This window comes from Glutamicibacter sp. NPDC055354, from assembly GCF_053644955.1.
Map to the genome: position 1 here is coordinate 1690204 of NZ_JBSHMB010000001.1, position 20947 is coordinate 1711150.

Annotated in this window: 20 protein-coding genes and 1 tRNA gene; 14 read left to right on the forward strand and 7 right to left on the reverse strand. The window is 61.6% G+C overall.

Features of this window, described 5'->3' with window-relative positions; translation table 11 throughout:
* Position 1 precedes the first annotated feature (1 nt).
* Positions 2 to 1318, reverse strand: a complete 1317-nt coding sequence (gene glyA / locus ACWICV_RS07870; protein ID WP_134779506.1) for a serine hydroxymethyltransferase — start codon at positions 1316 to 1318, stop codon at positions 2 to 4.
* 151 nt (positions 1319 to 1469) lie between these two features.
* Here glyA and ACWICV_RS07875 point away from each other — a divergent pair, with 151 nt between their 5' ends.
* From ACWICV_RS07875 to ACWICV_RS07910, 8 genes are all read left to right on the forward strand, one after another.
* Positions 1470 to 2129 carry a GntR family transcriptional regulator gene (locus tag ACWICV_RS07875; protein ID WP_402473523.1) on the forward strand — a complete coding sequence of 220 codons (660 nt, stop codon included), beginning with the start codon at positions 1470 to 1472 and terminating at the stop codon, positions 2127 to 2129.
* Between the two features lie 411 nt (positions 2130 to 2540).
* Positions 2541 to 3335, forward strand: coding sequence for a creatininase (locus ACWICV_RS07880; protein WP_365943702.1), 795 nt, complete (start codon positions 2541 to 2543; stop codon positions 3333 to 3335).
* 100 nt (positions 3336 to 3435) lie between these two features.
* On the forward strand, positions 3436 to 5082 hold the full coding sequence (locus tag ACWICV_RS07885; RefSeq protein ID WP_402473614.1) for a BCCT family transporter: 1647 nt from the start codon (positions 3436 to 3438) through the stop codon (positions 5080 to 5082).
* Positions 5083 to 5378: 296 nt separating this feature from the next.
* The gene (locus ACWICV_RS07890; RefSeq protein WP_454090510.1) at positions 5379 to 6632 is read left to right on the forward strand and encodes an aminopeptidase P family protein; all 1254 of its coding nucleotides are present in this window, start codon (positions 5379 to 5381) and stop codon (positions 6630 to 6632) included.
* A 192-nt stretch (positions 6633 to 6824) separates the two neighbouring features.
* Positions 6825 to 8177, forward strand: coding sequence for an MFS transporter (locus tag ACWICV_RS07895; protein ID WP_454090509.1), 1353 nt, complete (start codon positions 6825 to 6827; stop codon positions 8175 to 8177).
* 31 nt (positions 8178 to 8208) lie between these two features.
* On the forward strand, positions 8209 to 8982 hold the full coding sequence (locus ACWICV_RS07900) for an IclR family transcriptional regulator (protein ID WP_454090508.1): 774 nt from the start codon (positions 8209 to 8211) through the stop codon (positions 8980 to 8982).
* Positions 8983 to 8984: 2 nt separating this feature from the next.
* Complete coding sequence (locus tag ACWICV_RS07905) at positions 8985 to 9320, forward strand: cupin domain-containing protein (protein ID WP_454090507.1); 336 nt, start codon at positions 8985 to 8987, stop codon at positions 9318 to 9320.
* 138 nt (positions 9321 to 9458) lie between these two features.
* Entirely contained in the window at positions 9459 to 10046 is a 588-nt protein-coding gene (locus tag ACWICV_RS07910) for an NADPH-dependent FMN reductase (protein ID WP_365943707.1), read from the forward strand.
* A gap of 16 nt (positions 10047 to 10062) precedes the next feature.
* Here the strand turns inward: ACWICV_RS07910 and ACWICV_RS07915 are convergent, their stop codons facing one another.
* Positions 10063 to 10635 carry a dihydrofolate reductase family protein gene (locus ACWICV_RS07915; protein WP_402473528.1) on the reverse strand — a complete coding sequence of 191 codons (573 nt, stop codon included), beginning with the start codon at positions 10633 to 10635 and terminating at the stop codon, positions 10063 to 10065.
* Between the two features lie 134 nt (positions 10636 to 10769).
* Positions 10770 to 10845: transfer RNA gene (locus ACWICV_RS07920), tRNA-Ala, on the reverse strand.
* A 190-nt stretch (positions 10846 to 11035) separates the two neighbouring features.
* Here ACWICV_RS07920 and ACWICV_RS07925 point away from each other — a divergent pair.
* Positions 11036 to 11461, forward strand: coding sequence for a VOC family protein (locus tag ACWICV_RS07925; RefSeq protein WP_332731479.1), 426 nt, complete (start codon positions 11036 to 11038; stop codon positions 11459 to 11461).
* A gap of 8 nt (positions 11462 to 11469) precedes the next feature.
* Here the strand turns inward: ACWICV_RS07925 and ACWICV_RS07930 are convergent, their stop codons facing one another.
* The gene (locus ACWICV_RS07930; protein ID WP_454090506.1) at positions 11470 to 12696 is read right to left on the reverse strand and encodes an MFS transporter; all 1227 of its coding nucleotides are present in this window, start codon (positions 12694 to 12696) and stop codon (positions 11470 to 11472) included.
* Positions 12697 to 12904: 208 nt separating this feature from the next.
* On the opposite strand from ACWICV_RS07930, the gene ACWICV_RS07935 reads away from it, so the two are divergent.
* A complete protein-coding gene (locus ACWICV_RS07935) occupies positions 12905 to 13783 on the forward strand; it encodes an endonuclease/exonuclease/phosphatase family protein (RefSeq protein ID WP_365943712.1) in 879 nt (292 codons plus the stop codon).
* On the opposite strand, the gene ACWICV_RS07940 is transcribed toward ACWICV_RS07935, so the two are convergent.
* Entirely contained in the window at positions 13780 to 14454 is a 675-nt protein-coding gene (locus tag ACWICV_RS07940) for an alpha-ketoglutarate-dependent dioxygenase AlkB family protein (protein ID WP_365943713.1), read from the reverse strand. The two genes, ACWICV_RS07935 and ACWICV_RS07940, sit on opposite strands and share 4 nt — an antisense overlap.
* Positions 14455 to 14744: 290 nt before the next feature.
* Between ACWICV_RS07940 and cobA the strand changes: the two genes are divergently transcribed.
* From cobA to ACWICV_RS07960, 4 genes are all read left to right on the forward strand, one after another.
* Positions 14745 to 15764: a uroporphyrinogen-III C-methyltransferase gene (gene cobA, locus ACWICV_RS07945; RefSeq protein ID WP_454090505.1), complete on the forward strand. Its 1020-nt coding sequence runs from the start codon at positions 14745 to 14747 to the stop codon at positions 15762 to 15764.
* Positions 15764 to 16864 (forward strand): uroporphyrinogen-III synthase, encoded by a 1101-nt coding sequence (locus ACWICV_RS07950; RefSeq protein WP_454090504.1) that lies wholly within the window; start codon positions 15764 to 15766, stop codon positions 16862 to 16864. The genes cobA and ACWICV_RS07950 overlap by 1 nt, the downstream gene beginning before the upstream one ends.
* A gap of 46 nt (positions 16865 to 16910) precedes the next feature.
* Positions 16911 to 17819, forward strand: a complete 909-nt coding sequence (locus ACWICV_RS07955) for a carbohydrate kinase family protein (RefSeq protein ID WP_105656354.1) — start codon at positions 16911 to 16913, stop codon at positions 17817 to 17819.
* A 201-nt stretch (positions 17820 to 18020) separates the two neighbouring features.
* Entirely contained in the window at positions 18021 to 18794 is a 774-nt protein-coding gene (locus tag ACWICV_RS07960; RefSeq protein WP_454090503.1) for an IclR family transcriptional regulator, read from the forward strand.
* Positions 18795 to 18801: 7 nt separating this feature from the next.
* On the opposite strand, the gene ACWICV_RS07965 is transcribed toward ACWICV_RS07960, so the two are convergent.
* Complete coding sequence (locus ACWICV_RS07965) at positions 18802 to 19812, reverse strand: sugar phosphate isomerase/epimerase family protein (RefSeq protein ID WP_454090502.1); 1011 nt, start codon at positions 19810 to 19812, stop codon at positions 18802 to 18804.
* Between the two features lie 13 nt (positions 19813 to 19825).
* Positions 19826 to 20932: a Gfo/Idh/MocA family protein gene (locus ACWICV_RS07970; RefSeq protein WP_454090501.1), complete on the reverse strand. Its 1107-nt coding sequence runs from the start codon at positions 20930 to 20932 to the stop codon at positions 19826 to 19828.
* Between the last annotated feature and the right edge of the window lie 15 nt (positions 20933 to 20947).

Sequence of the window (20947 nt, forward strand, 5' to 3'; positions counted from 1 at the left end):
GCTATTCTCCAATCTTCTTCAGGTTCGGGTAGAGCGGATGGGCCTGGGCCAGGTCCAGTACGCGCTGTTTGAGTTCGGGAAGTTTTTCGGTGTTGCCTTGGGCGCCGGCGATCAACGTCTGCGCAATGATCTCCGCAACCTCAGCAAACGCAGCCTCAGAGAAACCACGAGTAGCCAACGCAGGAGTACCAATACGCAAACCCGAAGTCACCATCGGCGGACGAGGATCAAACGGCACCGAATTACGGTTCACCGTAATCTCCACCTGAGCCAACAAATCCTCAGCCTGCTGCCCATCAAGCTCCGACTCACGCAGATCAACCAACACCAAATGCACATCAGTGCCACCAGTCAGAACGCTAATGCCCTGAGCCGACACATCAGCCCGGGTCAAACGCTCAGCAAGAATCTTCGCCCCAGCCAAAGTACGCGCCTGGCGCTCCTTGAACTCCTGGGATGCAGCAATCTTGAAAGCCACAGCCTTGCCAGCAATCACATGCTCCAACGGACCACCCTGCTGACCAGGGAACACCGCAGAATTCAGCTTCTTCGCAATCTCAGCATCATTCGAGAGGATAATGCCGCCACGAGGACCAGCAAGAGTCTTATGCGTAGTCGACGTCACCACATGCGCATGAGGCACCGGCGACGGATGCAACCCCGCAGCCACCAGGCCAGCGAAGTGAGCCATATCCACGAACAAGTACGCGCCGACCTTGTCAGCAATCTCGCGGAAACGCTTGAAGTCCAACTGGCGTGGGTAAGCCGACCAGCCAGCAACAATCATCTTCGGCTGGTTCTCCACAGCAAGACGCTCCACCTCGTCCATGTCCACTTCATAAGTGGCCTCGTCCACACCGTAAGGAACGATGTTGAACAAGCGGCCCGAGAAGTTCAGCTTCATGCCATGGGTCAAGTGACCACCATGAGCCAGGTTCAAACCCAGCACGGTATCGCCCGGGCGGACCAACGCGTGGTACACCGACGCATTAGCCTGAGCACCGGAGTGAGGCTGCACATTAGCGAACTTCGCACCGAACAATTCCTTGATGCGCTCGATAGCCAACGTCTCAATCACGTCAACCTCTTCGCACCCGCCGTAGTAACGGCGGCCCGGGTAGCCTTCGGCGTACTTGTTGGTCAGTACCGAACCCTGCGCCTGCATCACTGCCTGCGCGGTGTGGTTCTCCGACGCGATCATTTCCAGACCGCGCTGCTGGCGAGCCAGCTCAGCGTCGATACGCTGCGCCACCTCCGGGTCGAGGTGTGCGAGGTCTGCAGTCAGTGAATCTGCAGCAAGAGTCGTAGCGTGTGCCATTACCCATCCCTAAATGTATGAATTGTCGACAACTGATATATCAATCTGCAACTCACTGTATGATGGAAATCACAGCCCGGTCAATGGGTTACCCGAAATTACTTCAGCGCGTAACAATCGTGCAGAATGGAGCAAGGAAATTGGAGGCGGGATGACAACCACGACGCAGCTTGCAGCAGGCACCGAGTCCATGGCCGAACGCGCCTACCAGGTGCTGCGAGACCGGCTGATCATGATGGACATCGCCCCCGGCGACCCGATCAACGAAGCCGGACTAGTCGATGACTTAGGAGTGGGACGCACTCCCCTGCGCGAAGCACTCAAGCGCCTTGAAGTAGACCATCTGGTGCAGTCCTACCCGCGCCGCGGCACCTTCGCCACCCGCGTGGATATCACCGAATTAGCTGATATCACCGAAATCCGCCAGGTCCTTGAACCACTGGCAGCGGCTAAGGCCGCAACCCTGCGCGGAGGAACCGCCCGCGCCGGCATCGAAGCCACCTTGGAAGCAGTCAGCCAGCTCTCCGGAGAGAATCTGCGCCGCACCCTGATGGAAAATGACCTCGAAGTGCACCGGCTGATCTACCAGGCCGCCGGCAACCACCACTTAGAAGAGACACTAATCCGCTTGGATAACTTGGCCACGCGCATCTGGTGCATGGCACTGGATCGACTGCCCAGCGTGGACGAGCATATCGCCGAGCATGTCTCGCTCTTGCAGGCCATTCTGGACGGGGATGCGCCAGTAGCGCGCCAGCTGGCCCTAGAACATATCGTGCATTTCCAGAAGTCGGTTCGCGCCGTCCTCTAGGCGCCCCACTGCCCGCCGAGCTGGCCACCAACAATATGGAGCAGCCCGCGCATTGCCAACTGTTTCACTTTGTCTCGCTACACACTGGCGGTGCCCACCTCCGCCTGTATAAAACAGGGACGCCGCCGCGGAATCCAGCCAGCCACGAGGGCGCTACGCGCTTGAACAGAAGTTTTTTCGGGTCGCCGTCACGCTAAACCACTGATTTCTCCGGCTGGATTCCTCAGTCTGAAGCACCGTTACGAGTGCCCGCAGTTCGGCCATTCGAAAGTTTTTCACCACGGGTATTGACTGTGATGTGAGCCACTGAAATGATTCACTGCAACAGTGTTGCAGATCTTGCAACTGTATTCCGATACAGAATCATCCCCGCCTGCGGCCTCAAGGGCCCCACGGGTCCAGGAGAAATCCATGCACTCAGTATTCATCGACGAACTCGATGCCCAGACCTACGCCGAGCACGTAGCGCGTACCGGATCCACCATCATCATTCCTGCGGGCGCAACCGAACAGCATGGTCCGCACATGCCATTGGGCGTCGACGCCATGCTTTCCCGCTCCATCGCAGAAGCTGTCGCCCAGCTCACCGGCGCGCTGGTTGCTCCAGCTCTTTGCTACGGCTACAAGTCGCAGCCGCGCTCGGGCGGCGGCAACCACCGCGTAGGCACGACGAGCCTGGGAGGCACATCGCTGAGCCTGATGGTCGAAGATGTCGTCACTTCATTCATCTCCCAGGGATTCGACAACGTGGTGCTGCTCAACGGGCACTTCGAGAATTACCAGTTCCTCTACGAGGGTGTAGATAACGCCGTGGCCAAAACACGCACCGCCGGTTCCACCGCCCGCGCCATCCTGCTTTCGTACTGGGACTTCGTCGACGAGAACACCCTGGCCAAGGTCTTCCCCGACGGATTCCTCGGCTGGGATATCGAGCACGGCGGCATCCTGGAAACCTCGCTCATGCTCCTGCTGCACCCGCAGCTGGTGGACATGGACCGGGTCATCGACCACCCGCCAGCCAAGCTCACCGCCTACGACATCTTCCCCGAAGACCCCGCGCGCACCCCGGACAGCGGCTGCTTGTCATCCGCCAAGGGAGCAACCGCCGAACGCGGCCAACTACTTTTCGAAACCGTCACAGACCAAGTTGCCCAAGCGCTCAAAGGCGAGCTGCTTCTTGGCGATGTAAATATAGAGGTGAATTAACATGTCGGTGGATAATTCAACATCCCAAGACAGGAAAAAGTCCTTGAAAGCATCCAAGCCTTCAGACTCCTCCCCACAGCAAGTTGAAGTTCCACGCTTCATGGGACGGCATATCCCTCCGATTGATCGCCTGCTGATCCGGGCGATCCCGCCAGTACTGATTGTCGCCGTGATGATTTGGGTGCTCTCGAATCCTGAAGCCGCCTCGGCTGCCATTTCCGAAATGCGCACCTTCGTCACCGGGAAATTCACCTGGCTCTTCATCTTGTACTCGGTCTTCACCGTCGTGGTGTGCATCTGGCTCTCGATGAGCCGGGTGGGCAAGATCCGCTTGGGCGGTCCGAATGCCAAACCTCAGCACAGCAAGTTCGCCTGGTACTCCATGCTCTTCGCTTGCGGCCAGGGCATCGGGTTGATCTTCTGGTCCGTGGCCGAACCGATCATGCTGCGCGATGAAAACCCGGTCATTCCGGCAATGCCGGGCGGCGGCGGAGAAGAAGGCGCCATCGTCTGGACCTACTTCCACTGGGGCCTGACCGCCTGGGCCATGTACTGCGCCGTAGCCGTCTGCCTGGCCTACTCGCACCACAATCTGGGCAAGACCTTGACCTTCCGCGAAGCCACCGTGGACATCCTGCCCCGCTGGTCCCGCCGCGGCGCCGGCGTGATTGTTGAACTGCTGGCCATCATCGCTACCGTGCTCGGCCTGGCCACCTCCTTCGGCTTCGCCGCCATGCAGTTCTCTTCGGGTCTGACTTCCTTTACTGGCCTGACTGCCAGCCCGATGATGTGGCTGATGGTTATCTTGATCTTCGCCGGCATCACCTCGATCTCCGCGATTGTCGGCATCAACAAGGGCATGGCCCGCATCAGCGGGCTGAACTCGATCTTGAGTATCGCACTGGTTGCCGCGGTGCTGATCTTCGGACCGTCGCTGTACATCATCTCGAACATGTCCCAGACTTTCGGCAGCTTCTTCACGAACTTCGCGAATATGAGCCTGTGGACCGATTCCGGCCTGGCGGCCACGACTTTGGACAGCTGGCAGGATTCTTGGAATGGCTGGTGGACGGTCTTCATCTGGTGCTGGGTTATCGCCTTCTCGCCATTCGTGGCCGGCTTCATCGCACGCATCTCCCGAGGCCGCACCATTCGCGAATTCGTGCTGGGCGTGACCATCATCCCTTCGCTGATCGTGATGGTCTGGGTTGCCGTCATCGGCTCCGCCGCCATCTACTACGATGACCAGACCGATCGCGGCGTCAGCGCCGCGGTGGCCGAAGACACCTCTTCGGGCTTGTTCGTGATGCTTGATTCGCTGCCGGTGGTTGGCACGATCCTGTTGGTGGTCTCCACCATCCTGGTGGCCACCTACTACGTCACCTCGCTGGATTCGGGCATCTATGCACTGAGCGAGTTCGTCTCGGCGCCAGGCAAGTCCGGCCCGGTCTTCCGCGTGGTCCTGGTGCTCTCGGTGGCCACCGTGACCACTGTGCTGCTGACCATGGGCGGAACCGCGGTGGTGGATACCGTGCAAACCGGTACCATCATCGGGGCCTTCCCGTTCTCGTTCGTGATCATCTTGATGATCATCAACCTCATCCGCCGGCTACTCAAGCGCGATAAGGCCATCAAGCAGCTGGAGAAGGACATCAATAATCCGGACCCGAACCTCGTCTTCGTTCCGGATCCCAGTGGAGAAGGCGCCATCCGCAAGACGGAGCCGGACCAGGGAAGCCACAACTAGGCTCTGGGAAGCATCGAGCATGAAGGCCGCGCAACTGGTCATATTCAATTGCGCGGCCTTCATCATCTCCGCACCTGTATTGCATACCACTAAGTCAATTGGAGTTTTTCGGTAAAAGTGAAAAGTTTTTGGATTCTCCCTTGACAGTGACGCAGAGCACACATAGTCTAATTGCAACGGCGTTGCAGTGAGCGCAACACGTAACTTTCTTCTCCGGCGATTCCCATGAATCCTCGCAATCCATCTGATTGGGCCGGCCTGCCTTGACACTTGATTTCTTACAAGGAGCCACAACCATGACTACCGCCAACATCGCCACGAACGTTTCCGAACTGGCCCGCCTGAAGACCCTGCACAACGGATCCAAGCAGCAGCTGACCTTCTCGGATGCGGAGTTCGAACGCCGCCTGGCCGGCCTGCGCCAGATCATGGCAGCCAAGTCCCTGGACGCAGTTATCCTGACCAGCTACCACGGCATCAAGTACTACTCGGACTTCCTGTACACCACCTTCGGTCGCAACTACGCGCTGGTGGTCACCCAGACCAACTCCACCACCGTCACCGCGAACATCGACGCCGGCATGCCATGGCGCACCAGCTACGGCGAGAACATCGTGTACACCGACTGGAAGCGCGACAACTTCTTCTACGGCCTGCAGGAAGCACTTAAGCGCGACGGCGTGAAGGCAACCCGGATCGGCGTGGAAGACGACTTCCTGCCGGGCCGCACCCGCCAGCAGATCGCCGACACCTTCGACGGCGCAACCCTGGTGGATGTCTCGCAGGACGCCATGCGCCAGCGCATGATCAAGTCCGCCGAGGAAATCGAGGTCATCAAGCACGGTGCACGCATCGGCGACCTGGGCGGCGAAGCCATCAAGGCAGCGATCCGCGAAGGCATCAGCGAATACGAGGTCGCACTGATCGGCACCGAGGCGATGGTGCACGAGATTGCCAAGACTTTCCCGCACCGCGAAGTGCGCGATACGTGGGTCTGGTTCCAATCGGGCATCAACACCGATGGCGCCCACAACTGGGCCACCACCCGCAAGCTTGAGCGCGGGGACATCCTCTCGCTGAACTGCTTCCCGATGACCTCCGGCTACTACACCGCGCTGGAGCGCACCCTGTTCCTCGGCGAGCCGGATGCCCGCAGCCTGGAACTGTGGAACGTCAACGTCGAGGTCCACAAGCGTGGCCTGGAGCTCATCAAGCCCGGAGCAGTCTGCAAGGACATCGCAGCGGAGCTGAACGAAATCTACATCTCCCACGGCCTGCTGCCGAACCGCACCTTCGGCTACGGCCACTCCTTCGGCGTGCTCTCGCACTACTACGGCCGCGAAGCTGGCCTGGAACTGCGCGAGGACATCGAGACTGTCCTGGAGCCGGGCATGGTCGTTTCGATGGAGCCAATGATCACCGTCGCTGATGGCGAGCCAGGTGCCGGCGGCTACCGCGAGCACGACATCCTCGTCATCGGCGAGGACGGTGGCGTCGAGAACATCACCAAGTTCGGCTTCGGCCCGGACAACAACATCATCGATGCCTAGCGGCAACTGATAACCGTGGGGCGGGGCCCGAGCCCCGCCCCACGGCTGCTTTAGCCATCTGGGGCGCAGCAAGCAGGGGGCTGTGCCTAGAACCGAAGACCACCCACCGGTCTGTCGAAACACTTCATCATTCCAGCGGCATCAAAGCCAGGACTGGCCAAAGCCGTTGCCCTCCAGAGGCGGTTTCACCCCATGAACCATTCCAGCAATTCCCCATTGCAAGCCCCCACCGGAACCACGGCCGCAGCGTCCACCTGCGTGCCCCAGTCCCGCACCATTGACGCGAAGACCCGCCGCAAGGTGATCGCTGCCAGCTTCATCGGCAACTTCGTGGAATGGTTCGACTACGCAGCCTACGGCTACTTCGCCGTCACCATCGCCGCCGTATTCTTCCCCAGCGACGACCCCCAAGCTGGTCTGCTGATGACTTTCGGGGTATTCGCCATCTCCTTCCTGGTCCGTCCTGTCGGCGGGTTCATTTGGGGGCATCTGGGCGACAAGATCGGCCGGCGTGAAGCCCTGTCGTGGTCGATCCTGCTGATGACCGGTGCCACCTTCTGCATAGCGCTGCTCCCCGGCTACGCATCCATCGGTTTTGGCGCGCCTCTGCTGCTCCTGGCCCTGCGTCTGGTCCAGGGCTTCTCTGCCGCCGGCGAGTATGCCGGCGCCTCCGCCTTCCTGGTCGAGTACGCGCCGGCCAACCGGCGCGGCCTGTACGCGGCAGTGGTTCCGGCGAGCACTGCCACCGGCCTGCTCTTCGGCTCACTGATGGCCGCCGGGCTGACCGGGTTGCTGTCAACCGGGGATCTGGAGTCCTGGGGATGGCGCATACCGTTCTTGCTGGCCGCGCCCATGGGGCTCATTGGCCGCTATATCCGCACCAAGCTGGAGGATTCGCCAGCTTTCCTTGAAGCGTCCGAGTCCTCCACTCCTGAGGGATCCCCAGTCGGGTCGTTGCTGAAGAACTACTGGCGCCAGCTGGTCCAGGCTGCGGGTGCGGTGCTGCTGAACGCCGTGGGGTTCTATGTCATCCTTTCCTACATGCCGACCTATCTATCCGAAGAGCTCGGACTGGACGCCACCCGTTCCTACCTGGCAACGACCGTTGCGCTGTTGACCTACGTCGGTTTCATCTTTATCACGGGCATGCTTTCGGATCGTTTCGGACGCAAGCGCATCTTGATCAGCGCATCGATTCTGTTCATCCTGTTCACCGTTCCTGCCTTCATGGCTTTGGAATCAGGAAACTTCCTGGTCATTGTCTTGGTCCAGATCCTGCTCGGCGCGATGCTCACGCTCAACGACGGCACCCTTCCGAGCTATCTCGCGGAAATGTTCCCCACCAAGGTCCGCTATTCCGGCTTCGCAGTGTCGTTCAACCTCTCAAATGCATTGTTTGGCGGAACCGCGCCATTCGTGGCCACATTACTGATTGCCACTAGCGGCAACGTCCTTGCCCCCGGCTGGTACTTGATGGGCGCAGCAGTGATTTCGCTGGTGGCGGTGGCCTGCTCGGTCGAAACCAGCCGTAAACCATTGGTTTGAGCCGTAGGATAGTAGCAACTCAGGAGGGGAAATGACTGAAATTCGCAGCGAAACCCGAGGCGCCTCGGTGATTGTCAACGTGCTCGATGTGCTCCGTTGCTTCACCGTTGAGCGCCCGTTAGTCGGCGTCACCGAAATCGCAGATCAGGTTGGTCTCCACAAATCCAGCGTCTCGCGCATTCTGGCCACCCTTGAGCAGGAACGCGTTGTGGATAGAGACGAGGAAACCCGCAAGTACCGCTTGGGTGTCGGCCTGATTGCCATTGCCGGTCCATTGCTTGCGAACCTGGATGTGCGGCAGGTGGCTTACCCTCTTCTGGAAGATCTTCGTGAAGCGACCGGCGAGACCGCTGTACTGAATATCTGGGACGGCAACGAGTCGATTTCGGTCGAACAACTGCCTTCTACCCACCTGGTCAAGCACACTTCGGTCATGGGGTCGCGTTACCGTTCGGGACTGAGCGCTACCGTGCAGGTATTCCTCGCCAATGAGGATCCAGTACGCCGCGCGGAGCTGATCTCCAGTGGAGAGATCGATCTTGCAGGCACAGCCCCCACCGAATACCAAGCACGTCTGAATCTTGTGCGCGAGCGCGGCTACGCGGTCAACTACGGCGAGACTTCCGCCGAGGAGGTCGGAGTGGCCGCAGGCATCCTCGACCACCGCGGTGAACTCGTAGCCTGCGCCATGACTGCCGCTCCGTTCTACCGCATCGGCGCCGATGAGCTGGAGCAGCTCTGCTCCAGCACCCGCACCGCAGCAAGGCGAATCAGCACCAGGCTGGGATACCAGTCGGAAAGTTAGCCATGGACCCGTTTGAAGCGCGCGATGCCCATGCCTTCGACTACCGGATGCACGAAGGCTCGGCCATGAAAGTCAGCCATCATTTTGCCGGGCGCACCGGGATGCCAGTAGCCATCCAGACCTGGGTGATCGAACCAGGCGGATTCGAGGGCTTCCATCGCCACGAGGGCGAGAGTGCTTCCCAGGAGTTCTACCAAGTGCGAGAGGGTCGGGCGCTGATGCGGGTCGGCGAGCACGATAACGAGCTCGGTCCCGGTGGCAGCATACTGGCCGACGCCGGAGCGGACCACGGCCTGCGCAATACCGGCGGCACTGGCCTGCGCGTGCTCACGCTTTAGGCCCCGCCACGCAAAGCCGACTTCTCAGCCTTCGGCTCGCAGCAGATTACCCAGCGCGGTCAACCAGGCGGACTGGCTTAGCTGGGAGTTTGCCCGAGTGCCTTTTGCCACCCCTCGCCCCGGTGCTGAAGTGGTTCCATGGATTACAACATCGGCTATTTCGTCGGTTCGCTCGCCACGAACTCCATCAACCGCGTCCTGTCCAAGGCCCTGATAGCCCTGGCACCTGAAAACCTCAGTTTCACGGAAATCCCGATCAGCGATCTGCCCTTGTATAGCGCTGACTACGATGACAATTATCCCGAAGCCGGGACCGCGCTCAAGTCCGCCATCGAGGCTTCGGACGGCCTGCTATTCATCAGCCCGGAGTACAACCGTTCAATTCCCGGTGCGCTGAAAAATGCCATCGACTGGGGTTCGAGGCCCTGGGGCTCCAACTCTTTCGCCCGTAAGCCCACGGGCCTGCTCGGCGCTTCGGTCGGAGCCATCGGCACTGCGGTCATGCAGTCCAGCATGCGCAGCGTCCTCAGCTTCCTGGATGCCCCGCAGCTGAACTCCCCCGAGGTCTACCTGCAGTACCGTCCCGAAGACTTCGGCGAGGACGGGAGCATCAGCAACCCGGACACTGAGAAGTTCTTGGCCCACTACATGGGCGAATATGCGGCGTTCGTTGAGCGTGTGCTCGATGCGACAGCTGCGGGTCATATCGGAGACGAAGGTATGTAGCCGCCTCCAACGTCCACTAGACGCGCGAGTACTCGGCAAGACAGACTCCGGAGGCAAAAGCCTGCATGTTCTCCAGCCTCCAGCGATCCGGGGCATACCCTGTGTCCCCGAAGAGCCTGATACCCGACCCGAACATCACCGGCTGCACCTTCAGGGCCAACCTGTCGATGTCCGGCCGGAGCCTGGCGGCCAATTGCCCTCCGCCGCACAGCCAGATGCCGTCACCCGGTTGGGATTTGAGTTCCCCGATGACCTCTCGCGGATCCGCACTGCTGAACTGCACCTCTTGGCTTCCTGGAGGTGAAGAGTGCTCGCGCGTGAAAACAATCTGTCTCAGATGCGAGTACGGGCTGGGCAGTGCTGGCAAGCCGACAGCGTAGGTATTCCATCCCATCAGCACCGTATCGAAAGGGCACCCCTCGATAGGCAGTCCAGCCGACTCTGCCAGCTGGGTCGGCGCGGTGCCGCGGTAGCGGTCCCAGATGGGCGCCGCATGGTCGCCAGCCACCGCGAATGCATCGAATTCGCCGTGAGGACCGGCAATGTACCCGTCCAAGCTCACTGCAACGAAGTAGGTTAGTTCTCTCATTGATTCTCCCTTGGCTCGAAGACGGAATCGTCTGGGAAGTTGAGCCAACCCTACAGCATGGCCTGTTGGGAACTTGGGAGAATGCAAAAAAACCGGGAAACATCATTTCTGATGTTTCCCGGTTTTTTTCCATTTGGTGGAGGTAAGGGGATTCGAACCCCTGACCTTCTGCATGCCATGCAGACGCGCTACCAACTGCGCCATACCCCCAAACGAGGTGATTCCAGTGGCTTGTAGAACCCCTGAACCGAGATAAAACTTTACCGGAGCACTGCCGAAAACTCCAAATCGGCTGTTCGAGACGCTGGTCACAATCCTCTATTCACACGGTGCTCCCCAAGTGGAAGAATATGGGTCGGGACCTGCCGGCCCCACCCATTCCTTCGAAAGGCGCAATCCCATGACCATCGGACTGACCCCATACCTGCGTTTCGCCGGAGACGCCAAAGAAGCTATGGAGTTCTACCACCAGGTACTCGGTGGCGAGCTTTCCATGATGACCTTCCAAGAAGGCATGAATGACAATAATCCGGCCGTTGCCGACCAGATTATGCACTCCTCGCTATTCGTTGAACGCGGCCTGCACTTCATGGCCTCGGACACCCCGCCTGAAATGGACGTCCGGGGCAATGGCGTGATCGCGCTAAGCAGCGACGGGACGGCCGGAGCCGACGCGGAGACCCTGACCCGGTGGTGGGAAGGATTGGGCGAAGGCGGCCAGATCAACATGCCATTGGAGCGGGCCCCGTGGGGCGACTCCTTTGGCGAGCTGCGCGACAAGTTCGGCGTGGTCTGGATGTTCAACATCACCGCGGTGACCAGCTAGCCGAAGCGCTAGTGGGTGCGCGCCTGCTCGCGGGCTTCCAAAGCTTCGCGGCCTACGAGCAGGCCCACCTTCTTCGCGCGGATCTGGGTGATCCACGCGATCAGCAGGCCCAAGGCGGCCAGGCCAGCGCCGACCACAGATGGGGCGCGGAAGCCGTAACCGGCGGCAATCACCGCGGCACCCAGGGCGGCGCCCAGCGCGTTGGCAACATTCAGCGCCGAGTGGTTCAGCGAGGCAGCCAGCGACTGCGCATGCGGGGCCGAATCCATCAGCAGCGTCTGCAACGCAGGGATCAGCAAGGAACCCACCGCGCCCATCACGAAGACCATGATCATCGTCGGAACCACCCAGCTCGTCACGGCAGCGAAAATCAGCATGGTGGCGATCATGAAAACGGAAGAAAGCTTAATCGCGCCGAAGATCGACCAGTCGGCAAGCCTGCCACCGGCCAGCGAACCAACGACCATGCCTACGCCATAGAGCGCCAAAGCCAGCGGCACCAGCTCAATTGGCAGTCCTGCTTCTTCGGTCAGCGTGGGCGAAATGTACGAGTACACCGCGAAGAATCCGCCGAAGCCGACAATGCCGGTGAGCATCGCCAGCCACACCTGGGCACTCTTCAAGGCGGTCAGCTCGCGGCGGATGCTCGCCCCGGCATCGGTCTTGCGCCATGGGACGAACAAGCTAATCAGCACAGCGGTCAACACGCCGATCGCAGTGACGACCAGGAACATCGAACGCCAGCCGTATTCCTGGCCGAGCCGGGTCACCAACGGGACACCGGCAACGTTGGCCACCGAAAGCCCGAGCATCACCCAGGCAATGGCGCGTCCGCGCATTGTGGCCGGAACCAGGCTGCCGGCAAGCACCCCGGCCAGCCCGAAGTAGGCCCCATGCGGCAGGCCTGCAAGGAAGCGGGTCACCAGCATGGTGTTGTAGTCCGGAGCGAAGAATGAGGAGAGGTTGGCGAGCGTGAAGAAGAGAATCAGCAGCTGCACCGCACGCTTGCGCGGGATCTTGGCAGCCAGCGCAGTGAGCACCGGGGCGCCCACCACCACGCCGATTGCGTAGGCGCTGATCATCAGGCCCATCTGCGCATAGCCCACTTCCAGATCAGCGGCGCCTTCCTGGAGCAAGCCCATCACGGCAAACTCCGTGACACCGATGCCGACGCCGCCCATGGCCAAGGCAATAATTGCCAGCAGTAGTTTTCCGCCAGATACATAGGCAGTCATTCAATTTCTCAATTCATGGCAGGGTCTTGGGAAGCGGCTCCCTCGGCGCTCTTATCCATCGTAGTGACTGCATCGGGCGACAGTGGCAATCCCCGAGCGGAAAATTACGAATCCCACAGTATTTTGTGCCACTGTATTAAGTCCTATGCCTCATTCATCGCACCATCGCCTGTCGGCCTCGCGAATAATCGCGAGGTTCTTCTTTGTCATGCTCTGTCTCGCGCTGGCCGGGCTAATGGTGTTCCACCAGCAGATCCCCGATGTCCTGGGTCTCGGATTGATCGTCGATAACCTGGCCCCGTGGATGGGCCTCGGAATTCCAGTGCTCTTGCTGATGGCCTTGGTGGTGCGCGGACGCATCAGCTTCATCGGCCTGCTCGTACCGGTCGTTGTTTGGGCTGTGCTCTTCGGGCCGGCGTTCCTGCCTTCGGACCGGCGCGCACCAGAAGCTTCCTTGCTGGTTGCCACGCAAAACGTCCACGAGTCTGCGGGCGTGCAGGCTGCCCGCGAATTGGCAGCCAACGGCGCGCAGGTCATCACCCTGCAGGAAATCGGTGAAGGCCAGGAGCCGGAAATCACCGCCGAGCTCGCCCAATCCCACCCTTACAGCTACATGGTCAGCACCGTAGGCGTGTGGAGCGCCTATCCGCTGAAGAATCCAGAGCCCCTGGATCTGGGCCTGGGTTGGGACCGCGCGTTGCGGGTGGACGTGGCCAGCGAAAAAGGGGATGTCCGCCTGTACGCTGTGCATGCGGCGTCGGCCAGGCCTACCGGCCATCACGAGCGGGACATGATGCTTGCTTCCTTGGCCGGCTACCTCGCCGATGACGATTCTCCGAGGATCGTTGCCGCCGGAGACTTCAACGCCACCAGCTCCGACCGCCACTTCGCGCCGGTCGCTAACCAGCTGGAGGAAGCCCACTACAGCGACTGGGGCTTGGCCCTGACCTGGCCGCGGTCCCTGTTCCCGATGCTCGGCATCGATCATGTGATGCTGCGCGGCGTCGAATCAGCAGGCCTGGAGCGGCTGGAAATCGCCGATTCCGATCATTACGCGCTCTCTGCCACGATCGACCTGGGGAACTAGTTCGCTTCCAGCCCGGTCTGGCGCAGCGTGATGTTAATGCGTCCGCCGCCAAGGCCCAGGCCTGCAGGCGCGGTCCCGGCATGGATCTTGCTCACCCCGTGATAGGCGAAGCGTGAGGGGCCGTCGAAGACGAACAGGTCCCCCGAAGCCAGCCGGATCTCTTGCCATGGCCGGTTGCGGTTCTCGGTATTGCCCAAGCGGAATGTTGCCGAATCGCCGATGGACAGCGAAACCACGGGGGCGTTGATGCGCTCTTGCGCATCCTGGTGCATGCCCATGGCGGCCTGCACGTCGTAGTAGTTCACGATAGCCGCATCGGGCTGGTAGTCCTGCGCGCGCTGCAGGTCACCAGTAGCTTCTGCGACCGCCTGCTTGCCCAAGCGGACCAGCCAGTCTTCCATGGGCGCCACTGATTGCCCGTCCAGGTCGTCAGCGGTCTTGGAGTAGCGGTTCGGGCTCCAATGCCACCCCAGGCACAAGCTCTGCACGCTCATCGGATGGCCGTTGACGGCTGTGCGGTGCGGCGGAACAGGCCCGCTGCCCCATTCGAAGAAGCGCCGGACGATCCACTGCTGCGCGGGCGCGTCCAGCCACCCCGGCAAGTGCCAGGCTCCTGGGCGCAAGGCTCCCCCGGTACGGGGCAGTGCGCTGTCGTCGAACAGGGATTCCATGTTCCCAGCGTGCCCGTTGCAGGCAGAGCTCGGCAAGTCTCCCGCGTATTCGCTCACTGAACTTTGCAGGATCAGCCAGGCCAGTGCCTCGCAACAATATTTACATTAGAGACTTTGTGTTTCGTCTTACCCTCGCGAACATTTCGAAAAGGTTAACCTTTACTCGAATTATTGCGCTTGAAACATTTGCGATACCTCCGGGAAAACCTGGGGGCCTAGGCTGGGTGCATCCACTAGTTCAAGGAGAATCCCATGTCACCCCTAGAAACTCGAGCAGAATCAAGGAAACCATGATTGGCATCGACCTCGAACTGCGCGGATGCACTGTGCTGATCGCTGGAAGTAAATCCGGGAGCAAAAATACTGCGCTGCGCTTCCAGGCGGAGGGCGCCACGGTGCTCACCGCCGACGGGCCCTTCCAGGCAATACAGTTGCTGGAACAAGCCGGCCTGCTGGTGATCTGCGATGCCGAACCGCAGCGCTTCGCCTCGGTGGTGCAGGCAGCGCGCATTCCCGTCATGCACCTTGGACCAGCGACCCGGGCCGGATCCATCACCCTGCTCGGTGGCGGCCCCGGCGCATTGGACCTGCTGACCCTGCGCGGCGTGCGGGCCCTGGCCGAAGCAGAAGTCGTCTTCGCCGACAGGCTCGGTCCCGCAGCGCACCTGCCCGCTCTCGCACCGCAAGCTCAAATCGTGGACGTCGGCAAGCTTCCCGGACACCACAAGCTCACCCAACGGGATATCGAAGCCCTGATGATCGAAGCGGCCCGCGGTGGCGCTGCCGTAGTCCGGCTCAAGGGCGGAGATCCCTTCGTCTTCGGCCGCGGCTTCGAAGAAATCGCGGCCGCTACCGCTGCGGGCATCCCGATCAGCGTCATCCCGGGACTGAGCTCGTGCATCACCGTGCCGGCAGCAGCCGGCATCCCGGTCACCGCCCGCGGGGTGAACACCATGTTCACCGTGGTCTCGGCCCACGATCCACTCAGCGATGCGCAGCTTGACCACCTGGCCAAGCTGGGCGGAAGCATCGTGATCCTGATGGGCATGGGCACCATCGAGCAGACCGTCGCCGGGCTGCACCGGGTCGGCATGGACCCGCAAATGCCATGCGCCATCGTCGAATCCGGCACCACCGACATCCAGCGCACCAGCTGCACACGGCTAGCCCATCTCGCCGAAACAGCCCGCGGCCATTCCAACCCTGCAGTCATTGTCATCGGTGAAGTCGCTGGGCTGCCGGCCACCCTGGTGAACGCGGCAGCGCAAGAAGAGCCAGCCACGCTGGCAGCGCAATTGGAAGTGGCCTGATGAGCAGCCCCAAACCCTTGGCCGGCTTCCGGCTGGCCGTCACCAGCGACCGCCGTTCCGCAGAACTCATCGAAGCCTTCGAACGCCGCGGCGCCGAGGTGACCCATACTCCGCTGCTCCAGCTCGCCCCGCTGGACGATGAGCAGCAACTGATCGCCCAAACGCAAAAGCTGATTGAGGTCCGTCCGCAGGTAGCCGTCATTACGACCGCCTACGGACTGCGCCGCTGGGTTGATACCTCCGAGGCTGCCGGCATTGGCGACGAGCTGCTGGCAGCGCTCGGGCAGGCGCAGCTCTACGTCCGCGGGGCCAAAGCCCATGGCGCCGTCAAGGCGCTGGGCCTGGAGCCGGCCGCCGTGGCCAAGGACGGGCGCAGCGCCTCCATGCTGGAACTGCTGGAGGGCAAGCTCCAGGGCGCCACCGTCGCGTTGCAGCTTCATGCCGATTCCGACCATGGAATGCCCCAGAGCCTGCGCGGGCTGGGCGCTCGCCGGGTGCTGAAGGTGGAGCCCTACCGCTGGCAGGACACCAGCAGCGATAGCGGGATTTCTGCTTTGGTGGAGGGCCTGTGCGCCGCCCACTTCGACGCGGTGACCTTCACCAGCGCGCCGAGCGTGCACGCGCTGTTCGCCGCTGCCAAGGCGCGCAATCGCTTGCCCGCCCTGCTGCGCTCCCTGGCCGAGCGCGTCGCGGTGGCCACCGTTGGACCGGTGACTGCTGCCCCGCTGATCGAGGCGGGCATCTGCCCGCTGGTTCCCGAGCGCCATCGCATGGGTGCCATGATCGGCCAGCTCGTGGAGCATCTGGCCTCGCTGGGCACGTTGCAGGCGCAAACAGTCCACGGCCAGGTGCAGCTGCGCGGTCGCACCCTCTCAGTCCAGGACGAAAACTGCGAGTTGACGCCCGGGCAGGCTGAATTGGTGCGGGCGCTGATCGAGGCCGGCGGCAGCGTCCTCTCCCGCGACGAGCTGGGTGCCGCGCTTCCGGAAGCCAGTTCCAAGCATGCCTTGGATATGACCTTGAGCCGGCTGCGCAAGGCGTTGCCGCAACCGGAAATCATCGCCACGGTCATCAAACGTGGGTACAGGCTGAACGTATGATCGCCCCGATGGGCTTTTTCCCTCCGGGTTACGTAGGATCGATGTCATGGTTAATATTCAGGTTGCCGGTGAAGCCCTAGTCGATATCGTCGATGGTGTGGCGCATCCCGGCGGTTCCCCGATGAATGTTGCTGTTGGACTCGGCCGATTGGGCCACGAAGTCCTGCTCCAGACGGACATCGGAGATGACGAGCATGGCCGGCTGATCGCCGAACATGTGGCGGCCTCAGGCGTTCAGCTCGCAGCCGGATCGCACACCGATGCGCAGACTTCCAGCGCCACCGTCGTGCTGGACGAGTCCGGAGATGCCAACTACGAGTTCCAGCTGAACTGCAAATTGCAGAGCATGGCTTCGACCCAAGCCACCTTGTTCCATTCAGGATCCGTTGCAGCATTCCAGGGTCCGAGTGCCGCTCGAATCCATGAGGCTTTCGAGGCTTCCCCACCGGGCCAGATCCTGAGCTTCGATCCGAACCTGCGCCCGGAGCTGGTCGAGGACCGGGCAGAATCGGTCAAGCAGATCGAGAAGCTGGCCGGGCTGGCGGATATCGTCAAGCTCAGTGACGAAGACGCCCTGTGGCTCTATCCGGGATGGGACACCAATCGCATCCTGGAGCACTTCTTGGAGCGCGGGGCATCGCTAGCGATCATTACCTTCGGCGCACGCGGAGCCGAGGCCCGGACCAGGCAAAGCGAGGTCATGGTTCCCTCGATTTCGGTGCGTACCGTAGATACGGTCGGCGCCGGTGATGCGTTCATGGCCGGGCTGCTCCACGCCATCTTGGACAGCTCGCTGGCCAAGTCCCTTCGCGATGGCACGCAGCTGGACAGCGTCGAGCTGGAGAAGGTCATGCAGATCGCTTCGGTGTGCGCGGGAATCACCGTGTCGCGCGCCGGGGCGAATCCTCCAACCCTTGACGAGCTGAATCATTTCCTCAGTTCCACGACGCGCTAGACCTTTCATTTCTGGCCGATAGTCGCTGGGATCTCCGCCTGGAATGGCGTTGGTCCCAGCGACTATTTATTTCATTCGTTGTGGGTGACTTGCATTATCCGCCGGCAGCCAGCCCAGCAGCCTGGACTATCGAAGGAAACGGCAGACCAGGTTGCTAGAGTTCCTTGCAGAGCACTATGCACGATTCATTGAGGAGGCCCCATGGGCAGCAAGGTTCCGGCGGCCGATAACACCTTGCGGATCCTCAGGTTGCTGGCCAGCCGGAAGACCCCGACTCCGGCGGCAATGATCGCCACGTTGCTGGAGCTTCCTCGATCCAGTGTCTACCAGCTGCTGAACGTGATGCTGGAGCACGGATTCATCACCCACTATCCAGAGGACAAATCCTATGGTCTGGGTGTCTCCGCTTTTGAGCTTTCCAGCGCCTATACCCGCCAGGAACCGCTGGCACGGCTGGGTGCCCCGCTGATTGCCCAGCTGGTCGACAAGGTCGGCGAAAGCGCCCACCTGGCCGTGCTGCATGGTTCCGATGTTCTCTACATTGTCGAAGAACGCGCCAAGGGCCGGCCATCCTTGGTCACCGACGTGGGTGTTCGCCTGCCTTCGCACCTGACCGCATCCGGCAGGGCAATTCTCGCCGCGCTGCCCAAATCCCAGGTGCGTGCGCTCTACCCCGGTGCTGCCAGCTTCACGGAGCGAGTGGCCGAGTCATCGATCTCCAGCTACTCGCAGTTGCGCCGCGAGCTGGACCAGAGCACGCAGCGCGGCTATGCCGTAGAGCGCGGGGATGTCACCCCGGATTTCCACTCGCTCGCGGTAGAAATCCGGGATTCCAGCGATTGGCCGGTGGCCGCCGTTGCTGTCACCTTCCGGGCCGATCGTGTCCCCGAAGAGCAGTGGGAGACTCTCCTGCTGCAGATCCGCGCCACTGCTTCGGTGATTACCTCGCGGGTGCAGGGCAAGCGTCCTTCCTAGCCAGGTGCTACTGGTTCGAGAATGCCGCGTCGAAGGACGCTTCGGGGCGTTTGAACAGGAGGTTGCGGATGTAGCCCACAGCTTCCTTCGCACCGTGCAAGCGGTCCATTCCTGCGTCTTCCCATTCGATGGAGATGGGGCCCTTGTACCCGTGGAAGTCCAGTGCGCGGAAGGCATCTTCCCAGTTGATGTCGCCGTGGCCGGTGGAGACGAAGTCCCAGCGCCGGCGGGGATCGCCCCACGGGAGATGGGAACCCAGGATGCCATTGCGCCCGTTGGGATGATGCATCCGGGTGTCCTTGCAATCCACGTGGTAGATGCGGTCGGCGAAGTCGGTGATGAATGCGACCGGGTCGATGCCCTGCCAGAACATATGGCTGGGATCCCAGTTCAGCCCGAACGCTTCGCGGTGGCCGATTGCTTCCATGGTGCGCACGGTGGTCCAGTGATCGTAGGCGATCTCGGATGGGTGCACCTCCAGGGCGAACTTCACCCCCTGCTCATCGAATTCGTCCATGATCGGATTCCAGCGATCCGCGAAGTCCTCGTAGCCTGCATCGATGACCTCGCCCGGAACCGGCGGGAACATGGCGACGTACTGCCAGATCTTCGAGCCGGTAAAGCCAACCACTACATCGGCACCGAGCTTGCGGGCGACGCGGGCCGAGCGCTTCATGTCCTCGGCGGCCCGCTGGCGGACGCCTTCCCCATCCCCATCGCCCCAGACATAGTCGCGCAGGATGGCCTGGTGGCGGAAGTCGATGGGATCATCGCAGACAGCCTGGCCGCCCAGGTGGTTGGAGATCGCCCAGGCTTTCAGCCCGTATTTGTCCAGGATTTCCAGCCGCGACTGGAGGTAGGCCGGATCCTCGTCGGCACGCTTGAGGTCCAGGTGGTCACCGCTGGCTGCGATTTCCAATCCGTCATAACCCCATTCTGAAGCCAGCCGGGCGACTTCTTCGAAGGGCATATCAGCCCACTGGCCGCTGAATAGCGTCACTGGATGCGTCGCGTTCATGGTGGTTTCTCCTCTAGTCATCGGTGTCGATCCAGTCCCCGGAATCAGCCGATTCCAGAACGGCATCGGTCAAACGGCAGGCGCGGGCGCCATCGGCAAAAGTTGGAAGCCCTTCGGGTGCTTCGCCACGGATCGCCGCGTAGGTGTCGGCCACGAAAGCGGCGAAAGCATCCAGGTAGCCCATCGGGTGTCCTGCAGGGACCACCGACAAGCGTGCGGCATCGGGACTGAGATCAGCGGCCTGGCGCGACAGGATCGAGGACATGTCGGGTTTGCCGATCCACAGTTCTTCCGGCTTTTCCTGCTTGAATTCCAACGCCGACCGGTATCCGGACAACTCGATGGTCAAGGCGTTTTTCCGGCCGGCGTTGACCTGTGACACCATCAGCGTGCCGATGGCTCCCGAAGCCATCTGCACAATCAAGGCGGCAGCATCCTCGGTATCGACGTCCACGGCGCCCCGCTGCTTATGGGCAATGGAGGTGGTCGCGTTCAGCCGAACGATCCGCTCCCCCGCAATGAATTCCAGCAGATCCACCAGATGCGAACCGATGTCCGCGAAGGCCCGCGAAGGTCCGCCTTTGGCCGGTTCTACCCGCCAGTTGCTGTCGCTGACCGTATGCATCCAGTCTTGCAGGTACTGGCCACGCACGGTCAGCAGCCGGCCAAGTTTCCCTTCCTGCACGTGGGCCCGGGCCTGCCGCACCATGGGGTGGTAGCGGTAGACGAACGGCACCGAAGCCACGGCTCGGGAACGCGATGCCAGCAATGCCAGCTCGCCGGCTTCCCGGGCGCTGGTCGCCAGCGGCTTCTCGCAAACAACGGACAGGCCAGCTGCCAGTGCGGAGGCTGCCTGCTCGGCATGCAACGCATTGGGCGAGGTGACATGCACGGCGTCGCATTGGGCGAGCAGCGCTTCGACGCTGCCGAAACCGGGCACGCCCAGGGCGGCTGACGCTTGGCGGGTGGATTGCTCGCCGTTGGACCGCACCCCGATGAGCTGGGCGCCTGCCCGGCGGATCGCATCGGCGTGGGTCCGGGCCATGAAGCCGCCGCCGATGACGCCGACCTTCAGTTCCTGCATGGCCGGTGCAACCTGCTGGCTGTTCAACTGGGACATGTAATTCCTTGTCTT